The sequence below is a fragment of the Streptomyces sp. NPDC002577 genome (assembly GCF_053594815.1).
Genome location: NZ_JBSFWK010000075.1, coordinates 18468 through 30209 on the forward strand (window position 1 = coordinate 18468; position 11742 = coordinate 30209).

An 11742-nucleotide genomic window follows, 5' to 3' on the forward strand; every position below is an offset into this window, starting at 1 on the left:
GGTCCGCCGTCACCGACTCGGTGCACATCGGTGCACAGGGAATCAAACTCGCGTGCGACACTCGCGCGGATCGCCTCACCGTTGCTCGAGGACGGCGGTCAACCCACCTCCTCCAGGCCGATCGCGCGCCCTCCCTCGTCCCACTGAACCTCACGGACCCGCACGACCGCGTCCCGGTTGAGAGGCCCGAAGACGTGGGGAAAGAGGACGTCCTCGGCCACTCCCGGCGGCGGGGCGGGGGCGGCCGCTTCCCACTCGGTCGTCGCGGTGAGCCGGTCCTCGTCGAGGTCCAGCGTCAGCAACGGCCGCGGCGCGCTGCGGTAGAACGCGTTGACGATGGCGAGCGTGGTCTCCTCGTCGGGCGAACAATGGACGAAACCATCCTCCTCAAGCGATGCGGGGCTGTACGGCTGCTCGGGAGCGCTGTTCCACTCGGCGAGGGGTACGACGTGCTGAATCATGACCCGATTAAACAGGGGCCGAGGGTGGCCGGGGCGGCGGCGGCGTCGGCCGGAGCGGGAGGACGCGCCATCGCCCGCAACAAGCGAAGCACAGGCGAACGGCCGCCTGCCCCCGCAGCGGACAGGGACGCCGGACAGCCGGGGACGGCACGCCCAAATGAACCGGACGCACCGGACGCACCAACGGGCGGCACTCAGCATCGGCCGCTTCCCACACTGCCCGTCGTCAACCCCGCCCGTCATCAACCCCGCAGCGCCTACTGGCAGTTCGAGCACCAGCCATCACCCCATGACGCCTCAAGCACCGTCCGGGTTGTACGCGTTACGGCGGATTGACCTTCGTGCTCGTGGTGCGTTTGTATCCCGGTGGCCCCGGCGCTGGGCCGGGGGAACAAGCGCTTTACGGGGAAACAGGGGGAGATCATGGCGACCGCAAGGAAGGGCACGACCATCGGCAGAAGGGCTGCGCTCGGCGCTGCCCTGGCCCTCGCGATCGGCGGCGTCACCGCGCTGCCCGCGACGGCGTCACCGAAGCCGGTGCCGCGCACCGAGAAGGCGAGCGTCGCACCGGACGGCACGGAGGGGAACAAGGGGTCGAGCGGGCAGAGCTTGAGCGCCAACGGCCGCTATCTGGCCTTCGTCTCGGCCGCGGACAACCTGGTCAAGGGTGACACCAACGGTGTCGCGGACGCCTTCGTACGCGACTTGAAGACCGGCACCACCCGTCTGGTCAGCACCGCCGCAGACGGGGGCCTGGGGGACGGATCCGTCTTCGAAGTCTCATTGAGCGCCGACGGCCGGTACCTGGCGTTCAGTTCGAGAGGCAACTACACATCCGGCGACACCGGCGGCCACACTCACGTGTGGGTGAAGAATCTGAAGACCGGCGCCATCCAGCGGCTCAGGGACTCCTTCGACACGGGCTACGACTCCGGCGGCCAGCCCGCGATAAGCGCCGACGGCCGCTATGTCGCCTTCGTCGCCCAGCGCTCGGACCCCACACCGGTGGAGGACGGACGGGGCCGGGTCTACCGCGTCGACCGCGTGACCGGCGCGGCCGTCCGCATCAGCCAGATACCCGAACCCGGCGCGGCGAAGAGCTCGGCCGGCAAGCCGTCCATCAGCGCGGACGGCAGCCGGGTCGGCTACCAGTTCTTCATTCCGTTCCCCTCGCGGTACGACTGGAGCGACGTCTACGTCCGCGACGTGCCAAGCGGCGAGCTGATCCAGGTCGACAAGGCGCCGGACGGTGCGGTCTCCGACGGTCACACCGAGTACATGCAAGTCAGTGCGAACGGCCGGTAGGGTGTTCAGTTCGCTGGACTCGCAGCTGATACCGGGCGACACCAACAACGGCCACAACGTCTTCGTTCGCGACCTGAAGACGGGGGCGCTGCGCCGGATCGACATGACCAACCCAGCCGCCTGGGCCACTTACCCCTCACTCAGTGCGGACAACCGCCACGTCGCGTTCATCGCGTCCGACCCGGACGACCCCGGCCAGGACGCGCAGGTGTACGTGCACGACCTGCGGACCGGCCGTACGGTTCTCGCCAGCCCCGATGTCCAGGGCGGCAAGAGCCAGTACTCGCCGTCCTTCCCGGTGCTCGACCGGCACGGCCGTACGGTCGCTTTCAGTTCCTACGCATACGACCTGGTGCCGGGCGACAGTTTCGACTCCCAGCACGTCTACGTCCGCTACCTTCGCTGAGTATTGACGGCCGCCGCGATGTCGCCCTCCTGAACCGCCGTGAAGACCCTCCTGTGACCACAGGGCCGGACCATCGAATGGCGTCGGCGTCCGCGTATCCTTGCGCGACCAGGGGAGGAGAATCTGATGGTGGTACTGCTCGGCGTGGTCCTGGCCCTCACGGTGGCCGGGTGCGGCGCGGTGGTGTGGGCGGCGCGCGGCGGCCCTCGGTGGGTACGCGCCGTGGCGACCGCAACCCTTGTGGCGGGCGAACTGGTGCGGGGCTCCGGTAAGAGCCGAAAGCAGAACATCGAGGAGTAGGCCGTTCCCCGGATTCAGGTGGCAGACCCCGCCAATATCGCCCGCGGACACGGATGACAAGTAGGGGGAGTTCCAGCGTGAGCGACGTTGTCGTCGAGAAGATTGTTCGCCCCGAACGCAGATTGTCGGGCTCATGGCTGGAAGTGATCGCCTCGAACCTTGATTACCACCGGGCGACCTTCCTGTGGAAATGTGAGGGTCTCTCAGACACCCAACTGCGGCAACGCCCCCTGAGGTCCTCCGGGTTGACCCTGCTGGGGCTCATGCGCCACTTGCAAGGAGTCGAGCGACATTGGTTCCAGCGCACGCTGGCCGGCACGACGCCGAATTTCTTCCCCTACCGGACCTACGTCACCGCTGACGGTGGCGAGTGGTACGACGAGTCCGACGCCACGCCGGCCAAGGATGTCTACGAGGACTACCTGAAGGCCTGCGAGGAATCGCGGCTGGCCTTCGCAACGGTCACCGCCGACCCCGCGCGCATCGCACCGAACCGGGAATACGGCGACACCGATGTGCGGTTCGTCCTCGAGCACGTGATCGAGGAGTACGCCCGTCACGTCGGCCACGCGGATCTCCTCCGCGAGGCCATCGACGGAACCACAGGCGAATAGCCGGTCCGCCAGATCGCCCCCGGCGAGGAGTTACCCGGTCCGGGCGTAAGACAGTGGCGGGAGCGGGCTGTCGTGACAGCGGGCCGGCAGAAAAAGCCGGTCACGGCCGTCAGCGAGTGGCGGTGACCAACCGGCTCAGCACGGGGAGCACAGCTCGCAGATCGTCGTCGTCGACCATGACGGTCGCCGCCTCCCGCGCTGCTGCCGAGGCATTGAACGCCACGCTCAACCTGACGGATGCGAACAATGGCAGGTCTGAGCGGCTGTCTCCGACGGCCCCGCACGAGCGGGGAGAAACCCCCAGCTCTCGGGCCTGAGCAAGGGCGAGATCTCGTTTGTCGTACTCGTCGAAATGGCAGGCGACACGACCCGTGAACCGGCCGTCCGTGGTCTCCAGCCGAGGTCCGCTGAATGCGTGGAAGCCAAAGCGGTCCGTCAGGTAGCTGCCGACTGGCGACCAGGCGAGGGTTGCCAGCATGGGCGCCAACCCGTTCTGCCGGCACCAGGCCACGGTCTCCGTGATACCCGAGACCAAGGGAAGCCCGTCGAGCCAGCCCGCGATTTGTTCCTCGGGCACGCCCGTCCAGCCCTTGGCATCGATCTCGGAGACCTGTCGGTTGTCCAGGTCGCCGGAGGCGTAGGCGTCCTCCGCCTTGGCCACGTCGTCCCGATGGCCGAGGAAGCCGGCCAGAAAGACCGCCGAACTCGAACCTGAGACGAGGGTGCCGTCGACATCGAAGAACACGGCGCCCGCATGATCGGATGAGTGCACGGCCCAAGGATGCCACCGCCGCGCGGAACGTGACCGGCCTCCGCGTACTTCCCATACACGCCCTGAGGCGTTCGTACGGTCGAGTGCAGGTCTTGGTGAGGATCGACTGTATGCCCCTGGTTCGGTACTTCTATGGCGTGATCACTAAAACGTCTGCTCGAGCAGTGGTCGTCGGGAGAGTTATAGATGCTCTGACCACGTCGTCAGAGACCTGTATGGAGTGGGAATGCGCATTCGAAACGCGGCCGTTGCTGCCATCGCAGCGACCGGTGCTCTCATGCTGACCTCGGTGCCAGCGACAGCGGCCGACACCGTGACCACGTTCACGGTCACCGCAACGACAGGATTGACTGCCAGCGCACCCGCGACCTCCACTCTCTCCTCGGCCGCTCCAGGCGGTACGGCGAGTGGCGCGCTGGGGAACGTGACGGTGAACGACCAGCGTTCGGAGCTGGCCACCAGATGGATTGCCACGGTGTCCTTGAGTTCGGCGTTCACGACCGGCGGCGGCACCACCGCCGAGACGATCGCAGGCGCCAACGTGACCTACACCCCTGGGACAGCGATCAACCCGGTCAACGGCCCCTTCGTCGCCGGGGCCGCCGGAACTCTTGCCTCGTCCCGAACGGCTTTCTCCCGGACCGCTGGTGACGGCGCGAACTCCGTCAGCTGGAACCCTCAAGTGGCCGTCGCAATTCCGGCAGGCAACGTATCCGGTGCCTACTCCGGCACGATCACCCACTCGGTAGCCTGACTGCGCAACCGTGCACACACTTCGCCTCATGGGCGCGGCCCTGGCTGTGCTGGCCAGTGCATTCCTGGGCACCACGGGCTCGGCCGCCGCCTTTTCCGACGATGAAGAAGACGCCGGATTCATCGGTTTCCGTCTCCTAGAGGCACCGGTGGTCCGGCGTGACGACCCTCGTGCGCTGACCTATGTCGTCGACCACCTGAAGCCGGGAACCACCATCCACCGCCGGTTCGAGGTCAGCAACCACAGCGAAGCCAAGCGTGAGGTGAACCTGTATCCGGCCGCGGCCGCTATCGCGAGCAACAAGTTCGTGTTCGCCGAAGGCCGCACACCGAACGAACTGACCGAATGGACCCGCGTCGACCCTCCGGTGGTACGGCTCGCCCCGCATCAGAGGGTCGACGCGCACATCACCATCAAAGTCCCTGACACCGCGATGCCCGGAGAACGCTACGCGGTCGTCTGGGCCGAGAGCGGAGCGCCGCCAGATGCCACACACAACATCGGCAGCATCATCCGCATCGGCGTGCGGGTGTATCTGGACATCGGCAACAGCGGCGAGTACGCCGATTTCCGGATCGACAAGCTCGACGCGCACCGCGCAAGGGACGGCCGGCCCAGTGTCCTCGCACATGTCCGCAACACCGGCAGACGCGCCTTGGACCTGAAAGGCAAGCTCTTCCTCACCGACGGCCCCGGCGGATTGAGCGCAGGCGCCCACCCGATCACCGAGGGCATGACTCTGCCCCCCGGCGGTCAGGGCACGGTGACCGTGGACGGCCTCGACGGCCGTCTGCCCGCGGGCCCGTGGAAGGCCCGACTGCAGCTGGAAAGCGGACTGGTCAAGCGCAGCATCAGCGCCCGCCTGACGTTCCCGCCACCCGGCGGGACGCTCAGCGCACTGATCGGGGACCCCTCAGACCGCACGTTCTGGTACGGCGTGGCCGGCGTCGTGGCCGTCGGCACGGGATTGACCGGATTCCTTCTCAAAATGCGGCGCTGGAGGAAGGCCGCTTAGCCGGCAGTGAGACACAGCTGCGGCCTGAACGGGTGAACTGCCGGCGTCGGAACGCCGACACCTCTCCCGGGCAATTCCGAGGCACCAGGTGGGTGGTGAGAATCACTCATTACAGTGACTCGGAGAGGAGCGAAGGGTTTGGGTCGGCGATCCCCTTCATGGCCCCGCATCACGTTGCGGATCGGGGCTGGAGGCATGCTGTGCATGAGCTGCCTGGTAGTGCCCCCGGCCGAGCCGGCCGGGGCGCACGCCATGACCGCAGGCGCGGTGTTCACGGTGCCAACGGCCCTCCTGGCCCCCGTGGTCACGGTCCCGGCGAGTGCGAACATCGGGTCGGCTCATCCAGGACAGACGGCGACCGTGAAACTCGGAAACGTCACGGTCGCCAACTCGGGAACGCGCAACTGGGTCACGACGGTGTCGGCGACCAACTTCACCACCGGCGCAGGCACCCCTGCCCAGACGATCACCAACGAACACCTGTCGTACTGGTCAGGCCCCATCGTGACGAAAACGGGTTCCGGCACCTGGACTCCCGGGCAGCCCACCGCCGCCGATGCGCAGGACCTGGCTACGGCCCGGACCGCATGCACCTACACGGGGGTCTCCACCACCGCCAGCGTGACCTGGCAACCCACCATCACGATGTCGGTGCCGGGCAGCGCAGTGACCGGCACCTACACCGGCACGCTGACCCACTCTGCCGCCTAGCTTTCACAGGACCGACCCGGCCTTGCCGACGCGCTCGGGAACATCCCGCGGCGCGTCGGCAAGGCCTTTATGACCCTATGGAGTTGTGGTGTTGAGCAGCACCGACGCGGTGTCTCCGCTGATGGCTGCGGTCGTCACGTCGGGGCGCGAGTCCCCGTTGAAATCTCCGGTCGCCACCTCGAACGGGCCGTTGTCGACGGCGAAGTCGACCTTGGGGTCGAACGCGCCGTCACCCCTGCCCGGCAGAACCGACACCGTGTCGTCGCCGGCGTTCGCTGTCACCAGGTCAGGTGCCGAGTCGCCGTCGAAGTCGGCCACCGCCACGGAGAACGGCGCGGTGCCCACCGTGTAGTCCCGGTTGGTACCCAACGTGCCGTCACCTGGGCCGTCCAGGATCGACACCGTTGCGGCGTCGAGGTCGGCCACGGCCACATCGACATGACCGTCGTCGCCCAGGTCGGCCACCACCAGCTGGGTCGGCAAGGCACCCGTCCCGTAGTCGACCTTGCTGTCGAACGTGCCGTCACCGTTGCCCAGCAGCACCGACACGGTGTCCGCCCCGAAGTCGGAGACGACCAGGTCGAGGTTGTCGTCCTCGTCGAAGTCGCCCACCGCGGCCGCGTAGGGCAGCGAGCCCGTCGCGTAGTCGGTCTTGGCATCGAAGGTGCCGTCACCGTTGCCCAGCAGCACCGAGACCATGTCGGAGTCGAACCCCGGCGCCGCCAGGTCCAGATGACCGTCCTCGTCGAAGTCGGCCACTGTCAGCTTGTACGGCGAGATGGCCGTGCCGTAGTCGACCTTGGTGTCGAACGTGCCGTCACCGTTGCCGAGCAGGATCGACACGGTGCTGTCGAAGGCGTTGGAGACCGCCATGTCGACGTCGCCGTCCTCGTTGAAGTCACCGACCTGGATCCCGTTGGGGAAGTCGCCCGTCTCGTAGTCGACCTTGGTGTCGAACGTGCCGTCACCGTTGCCGAGCAGGACCGACACCGTGTCGTCGTCGTTGTTGGCCGTGGCCTGGTCGTTGAAGCCGTCCTCGTTGAAGTCGGCCACCAGAACGTGCGCCGGACTGTCACCAGTTGCGTAGTCCACATGGCTGGCGAAGTCCGGGTCAGCCGCCCACGCTGTTCCTTGCGCAGCGAACAGCGCCGCGGCCGTCGCCACAACGGCCACGACGAATCCGCGGCCTCTCCGGCGCCTGACGTCCGGAATTTTCTGATTCATGAATCCTCCTCCGCGCCTTTATATCGCCTTTCGGCCCACTATCGAAAACACATGAAATAGCGGCCGCTACGCGATACAGCAGCGGCTTTCGCTCGCGGACGGGAAGCCTCGAGCGATGGGTGCTGACAGGTACTCAATCGGCAAGCAGGAGCCGGGCGGAGTGCAGAAACGAATCGCCACCGTTGGGGCGGCTCGGCAGCCGACAAACCACCCTTCACCAGGCCACTCGAAATGGTGATTGGCCGGTAAAGGAAAGCACCCAATACGGTGCAGCCTCACAGACCAGCGGTCAACAGCGATGCCCGCTTAGAAAAAAGAATTGGCGCACAAATCCCTCTTAGGGCGGTAGTGAAAAATGTGCCGCTGCACGCCGGAGCCAACCACGAGGCACACGTCCTCCGGGATGCGATTCATATGCGCGGGCAGGAATCCTGCCACCGGGCGCATGACTGTCAAAATGATCATCGGTAGGCCCGGAGGTGGTCGCGCGCCAGGAGAGGCGCGACGTCGGCCGAGAAGTTCCCTGGGGCATGGACGTGGAACCGAGCGGCTCCAACCACAGTCGTGATCGTCGGCATGCTGGTGGGCGTGGAGTTCGCGGTGGCGGCCTTCGTCAACCCGATCCTCGACCGCCTGCCGAACGACGGCGGCCTCGCCGCCCGCAGCGACGGAGCCCGGGTCCTCGGCAAGGTGATGCCGTTCTGGTACATCGGCTCGGTCGTACTCGGTGCGGCCTGGGCGGCCGTGGCGTGGGGCGACGCCGGGGCGGGGCTCGTCGTCACGGCCACCGCTCTGCTCATCCTGAGTGTGCTGATGTCGATCGCCCTGCTCGTCCCGATCAACTCCCGCGTCGCCCAGTGGACCGAGGACAGCGTCCCGGCGGACTGGAAGCAGCAGATCGGCCGCTGGGACCGGTTCCACTATGTGCGCGTCGGAGTCATCGTCACGGCATTCGTGCTGCTGGTCCTCGCAATAATGTGACGCCCCGGCAGCACCGGGTCTGCGTCATCGGAAACCATTTCCGTCGACTGGGGCAGTTGCGTCAGCATTCCTGAATGACGCTGCCTGCGGTGCCGTGGAGGCGCCTGATGGATACTGGCCCCGAACCTAGACTGATCTTGCTGTGCGGGCTTCCTGGCTCCGGGAAGACAACGCTGGCCAAGCGCCTGGCGAGCGAGATCCCAGCGGTGCGCCTGTGCCCGGACGAATGGATGGCGCATCTCGGGATCGACCTGTTCGATGCACTGACACGTGACCGACTTGAGAGGCGGTTTTGGGAGCATGCACAGGACCTGCTGAGGCTCGGACAGACTGTGATCTTGGAGTTCGGCTTCTGGGCGCGTTCCGAGCGGAACGAGAAGCGCCTTGGCGCACGCGCACTCGGCGTTCCCGTTGAACTGCACTACCTTGCCGTGCCGATTGATGAGCTGTGTCGCCGTCTCGAAGCCCGCACAGGGAAGGGCGAACAGGGGACTGTCCCGATCAGCCGCGAGTTGCTGGAAGAATATGTGAAACTCTTCCAGGCCCCCGACGATGACGAGCTTGGTCTCTTCGACGAACCGCCTCCAGGTCGGCGTGGATGACTGGGCCATTCCTCCGCAGACCCGCCGGGCCACTACTCACCCGTAGGTCGTATCAAGCCTGACGCTCACCGAAGTGGCGAGCTGGGACACCGACCTCCTCGCCCGCCACGGTGCCACCCAACGATACGAACGGGCCGGACCTCTCACGGTGCACATCACCAAAGTCGGCCACGTGCCCAACCGCCGCTACCGGGTGGTCAGCGGCACCATGGCGCAGGGCATCGCACCGCGGCAGGTCGGCACGGCCAAGACCTCGTCGTCCTGGCGGAAGATGGCCGATAAGCTCCCGTCGCATGGACAAGGAGCGAGACCTTGACGGCCGGTTGATCCTCCCTTGGGAACGGATTGAGGCGATCGACAAGGTTCTTGAGCTGCGCAAGGCAGCGGTGGGAGCCGGCAATGTGCCGTATCCGCACGACTGGCCGCTGCCCATGTGCCCGATCTGCCGCGGCACGGTCGGCAGTTATGTGCGCTCCGGGGGCTCAGACGAGATCCGATATCACTTCTTCCCGTGCGGGCACGGAGTGGTCGCCTACTCGGTCGCGGCGGCTGTTTCGCCCGGGGGCTGATACCAGTAGGCGTCCATCAGGTCCCTACGGACTGCGCCGCTTTGAATGCCGACATCGCTCTCCTCGGTCGCCGACAGCCCGGTGACGGCCCTGATGAAGCTGCTGAAATGCGCTGTGCCGTGCTACGGCCTTCGACGTTGGGCGCTGCCACGTCCAGTCGCGTCCCCGGCGACTCGGCGTAGATGGAGAATGGGCCCTGATTAGGCCCCGCCGAGACTGCCGGGCAGCTCGATCAGGTATCGGGCGAAGGCGTCCAACGGTCCTTCTGGGGAATGATCGAAAGGCGCAAGCGCAGGTCTCAGGCGCAGGCGATGGAGCGCTGCGGCGAGGAACTCGGGCGAATACCCTCTGGGGTTCCGCCTCAGCGTGCGCGATTTCTGCCGAGGAATCACGCACGCTGAGGCGCACCGGAATGCCGTGGTCCAGCAGAAGGCCAGGAACTGAGCTTTTGTGAGGGCGACTTGGTCCCGTGCGGCCCAATTGCCTCAGCGGAGACCGTATTCACCGCTCAACGCATGAAGCGGTGGCAGTCGGACAGGCACTGGAAGTGCCAACTCCTACCCAGGCGCACGCGACAGGAAACGAGCGAGTACCTGCCACCGCCCACCGCGGCCGACCAGCCGCGGACATGCCCTCCCCTCACCGCGTCCCGCGCAGCACGACCCGGAAGGTCTCCGAAAACTTTTTGGCAACGTTGGCGCAGAACCTGCGCTTTGAGCCACGTTTCCCGCGATCAACCCCGGACTCGATCAACTTGAAAGGGCTATCTACCAGGCATGATGCCGCCTCGAACGGATCCCAAGCCAAGTCAGATCTTTCGGAATCCTTGCGGAAACTGTTGACAGGCCGTCAGGGCGAGACCAACATCTGCGGTCGTTGAACCGCACGAAGAACCGGCCGATCACACGTCGGCGTTGGACGAGCGTCGACGTGTGGTCGGAGTCGCCCTGGCCACTGACAGGCCACTGAGTCGGATCAGGCTGCCTGGCCTTGCTGCCGGCCTTCACGAGGAGGAAGCATGCACATGGACAACACCCCTGCCCAAATGAACGACGAGGCACCGGCCCAGCCGGTCAGCCGCAGAGGGTTCATCGGGGGTGCCGGCGCCTTGGCGCTGGCCACGACCGGGCTGATCCTGCCCGGCACCGCGCACGCCGCCACGACCATCACCACGAACCAGACGGGCACCAACAACGGGTACTACTACTCGTTCTGGACCGATGGCGGCGGTTCGGTCTCCATGACCCTGGGATCCGGCGGCAACTACAGCACCTCGTGGACCAACTGCGGGAACTTCGTCTGCGGCAAGGGCTGGAGCAACGGCTCACGCAGGACCGTGAACTACTCCGGCAGCTTCAACCCGTCCGGCAACGGATACCTCGCCCTCTACGGGTGGACCTCGAACCCGCTCGTCGAGTACTACATCGTCGACAACTGGGGCACGTACAGGCCCACGGGAACGTACAAGGGCACCGTCACCACCGACGGGGGTACGTACGACATCTACCAGACGACGCGGACCAACGCCCCCTCCGTCGAAGGCACCAAGACCTTCAACCAGTACTGGAGCGTCCGGCAGTCGAAGAGGACCGGCGGAAGCATCACCACCGGCAACCACTTCGACGCCTGGGCACGTTACGGCATGAACCTGGGCAGCTTCAGCTACTACATGATCCTCGCAACCGAGGGGTACCAGAGCAGCGGCAGCTCCAACCTCACCGTGAGCTGATCAACGTCCCCACCCCTGGGAAAACCACCCGGGCCTGAGACACCAGCGCCACCCTGACCGGCAGTCAGGCGCTCGCCACCTCCCCGACGACAGCCGCAACACCCGGGGTGTGACGCCCCGGGCAAGCGGCATCCCGACTGCCTGACGGTCACCGGCAGCGCGAACTGACAGCGAACCAAACTGGCAACACCGCGAACACCGTACCTGTGGCGCGGCGGCACTCCGAAGGCGAGCAGGATCACGACCAGCGCGCACATCGAGAACAGCAGCTGCTGGAGCTGCTGCAGGCAGTACGAGAT

The 11742-nt window shown here is 66.2% G+C and carries 14 protein-coding genes and 1 pseudogene; 11 read left to right on the forward strand and 4 right to left on the reverse strand.

Annotated features, from left to right (window positions below; genetic code table 11):
* Nucleotides 1–98: 98 nt before the first annotated feature.
* A complete protein-coding gene (locus ACWD4J_RS42655) occupies nucleotides 99–461 on the reverse strand; it encodes a DUF952 domain-containing protein (protein WP_451400942.1) in 363 nt (120 codons plus the stop codon).
* A 423-nt stretch (nucleotides 462–884) separates the two neighbouring features.
* Here ACWD4J_RS42655 and ACWD4J_RS42660 point away from each other — a divergent pair, with 423 nt between their 5' ends.
* From ACWD4J_RS42660 to ACWD4J_RS42675, 4 genes are all read left to right on the forward strand, one after another.
* Nucleotides 885–1766, forward strand: a complete 882-nt coding sequence (locus tag ACWD4J_RS42660) for a TolB family protein (protein WP_451400943.1) — start codon at nucleotides 885–887, stop codon at nucleotides 1764–1766.
* Nucleotide 1767: 1 nt separating this feature from the next.
* A complete protein-coding gene (locus ACWD4J_RS42665) occupies nucleotides 1768–2172 on the forward strand; it encodes a TolB family protein (RefSeq protein WP_451400944.1) in 405 nt (134 codons plus the stop codon).
* 126 nt (nucleotides 2173–2298) lie between these two features.
* Nucleotides 2299–2472: a hypothetical protein gene (locus tag ACWD4J_RS42670; protein WP_451400945.1), complete on the forward strand. Its 174-nt coding sequence runs from the start codon at nucleotides 2299–2301 to the stop codon at nucleotides 2470–2472.
* 77 nt (nucleotides 2473–2549) lie between these two features.
* Nucleotides 2550–3086: a DinB family protein gene (locus ACWD4J_RS42675; RefSeq protein WP_451400946.1), complete on the forward strand. Its 537-nt coding sequence runs from the start codon at nucleotides 2550–2552 to the stop codon at nucleotides 3084–3086.
* A gap of 109 nt (nucleotides 3087–3195) precedes the next feature.
* Here ACWD4J_RS42675 and ACWD4J_RS42680 read toward each other — a convergent pair whose 3' ends face one another.
* Entirely contained in the window at nucleotides 3196–3831 is a 636-nt protein-coding gene (locus tag ACWD4J_RS42680) for an HAD family hydrolase (protein ID WP_451400947.1), read from the reverse strand.
* Between the two features lie 451 nt (nucleotides 3832–4282).
* On the opposite strand from ACWD4J_RS42680, the gene ACWD4J_RS42685 reads away from it, so the two are divergent.
* From ACWD4J_RS42685 to ACWD4J_RS42695, 3 genes are all read left to right on the forward strand, one after another.
* The gene (locus ACWD4J_RS42685) at nucleotides 4283–4612 is read left to right on the forward strand and encodes a hypothetical protein (RefSeq protein ID WP_451400948.1); all 330 of its coding nucleotides are present in this window, start codon (nucleotides 4283–4285) and stop codon (nucleotides 4610–4612) included.
* A gap of 28 nt (nucleotides 4613–4640) precedes the next feature.
* Nucleotides 4641–5627 (forward strand): peptidase, encoded by a 987-nt coding sequence (locus ACWD4J_RS42690; RefSeq protein WP_451400949.1) that lies wholly within the window; start codon nucleotides 4641–4643, stop codon nucleotides 5625–5627.
* Between the two features lie 204 nt (nucleotides 5628–5831).
* Nucleotides 5832–6338 carry a hypothetical protein gene (locus tag ACWD4J_RS42695; protein ID WP_451400950.1) on the forward strand — a complete coding sequence of 169 codons (507 nt, stop codon included), beginning with the start codon at nucleotides 5832–5834 and terminating at the stop codon, nucleotides 6336–6338.
* 75 nt (nucleotides 6339–6413) lie between these two features.
* On the opposite strand, the gene ACWD4J_RS42700 is transcribed toward ACWD4J_RS42695, so the two are convergent.
* Nucleotides 6414–7562 (reverse strand): FG-GAP repeat domain-containing protein, encoded by a 1149-nt coding sequence (locus tag ACWD4J_RS42700; RefSeq protein WP_451400951.1) that lies wholly within the window; start codon nucleotides 7560–7562, stop codon nucleotides 6414–6416.
* Nucleotides 7563–8138: 576 nt separating this feature from the next.
* On the opposite strand from ACWD4J_RS42700, the gene ACWD4J_RS42705 reads away from it, so the two are divergent.
* The 4 genes from ACWD4J_RS42705 (at nucleotide 8139) to ACWD4J_RS42720 (ending at nucleotide 11443) form a co-directional block, all read left to right on the forward strand.
* Nucleotides 8139–8543 carry an anthrone oxygenase family protein gene (locus ACWD4J_RS42705; RefSeq protein ID WP_451400955.1) on the forward strand — a complete coding sequence of 135 codons (405 nt, stop codon included), beginning with the start codon at nucleotides 8139–8141 and terminating at the stop codon, nucleotides 8541–8543.
* Nucleotides 8544–8617: 74 nt separating this feature from the next.
* Nucleotides 8618–9145 (forward strand): AAA family ATPase, encoded by a 528-nt coding sequence (locus ACWD4J_RS42710; protein WP_451400952.1) that lies wholly within the window; start codon nucleotides 8618–8620, stop codon nucleotides 9143–9145.
* Nucleotides 9146–9438: 293 nt separating this feature from the next.
* Nucleotides 9439–9714 (forward strand): hypothetical protein, encoded by a 276-nt coding sequence (locus tag ACWD4J_RS42715; protein ID WP_451400953.1) that lies wholly within the window; start codon nucleotides 9439–9441, stop codon nucleotides 9712–9714.
* A gap of 1024 nt (nucleotides 9715–10738) precedes the next feature.
* On the forward strand, nucleotides 10739–11443 hold the full coding sequence (locus ACWD4J_RS42720; RefSeq protein ID WP_451400954.1) for a glycoside hydrolase family 11 protein: 705 nt from the start codon (nucleotides 10739–10741) through the stop codon (nucleotides 11441–11443).
* Nucleotides 11444–11655: 212 nt separating this feature from the next.
* Here the strand turns inward: ACWD4J_RS42720 and ACWD4J_RS42725 are convergent.
* Nucleotides 11656–11742 (reverse strand): annotated as a pseudogene (locus ACWD4J_RS42725) (ABC transporter permease); the annotation flags it as partial.

What these genes read in the sequence shown, in the direction of transcription:
- ACWD4J_RS42655 (WP_451400942.1), bottom strand. Translation starts at nt 461, where the DNA reads ATGATTCAGCACGTCGTACCCCTCGCCGAGTGGAACAGCGCTCCCGAG.
- ACWD4J_RS42660 (WP_451400943.1), top strand. Translation starts at nt 885, where the DNA reads ATGGCGACCGCAAGGAAGGGCACGACCATCGGCAGAAGGGCTGCGCTC.
- ACWD4J_RS42670 (WP_451400945.1), top strand. Translation starts at nt 2,299, where the DNA reads ATGGTGGTACTGCTCGGCGTGGTCCTGGCCCTCACGGTGGCCGGGTGC.
- ACWD4J_RS42690 (WP_451400949.1), top strand. Translation starts at nt 4,641, where the DNA reads ATGGGCGCGGCCCTGGCTGTGCTGGCCAGTGCATTCCTGGGCACCACG.
- ACWD4J_RS42695 (WP_451400950.1), top strand. Translation starts at nt 5,832, where the DNA reads ATGAGCTGCCTGGTAGTGCCCCCGGCCGAGCCGGCCGGGGCGCACGCC.
- ACWD4J_RS42700 (WP_451400951.1), bottom strand. Translation starts at nt 7,562, where the DNA reads ATGAATCAGAAAATTCCGGACGTCAGGCGCCGGAGAGGCCGCGGATTC.
- ACWD4J_RS42705 (WP_451400955.1), top strand. Translation starts at nt 8,139, where the DNA reads ATGCTGGTGGGCGTGGAGTTCGCGGTGGCGGCCTTCGTCAACCCGATC.
- ACWD4J_RS42710 (WP_451400952.1), top strand. Translation starts at nt 8,618, where the DNA reads ATGACGCTGCCTGCGGTGCCGTGGAGGCGCCTGATGGATACTGGCCCC.
- ACWD4J_RS42715 (WP_451400953.1), top strand. Translation starts at nt 9,439, where the DNA reads ATGGACAAGGAGCGAGACCTTGACGGCCGGTTGATCCTCCCTTGGGAA.
- ACWD4J_RS42720 (WP_451400954.1), top strand. Translation starts at nt 10,739, where the DNA reads ATGGACAACACCCCTGCCCAAATGAACGACGAGGCACCGGCCCAGCCG.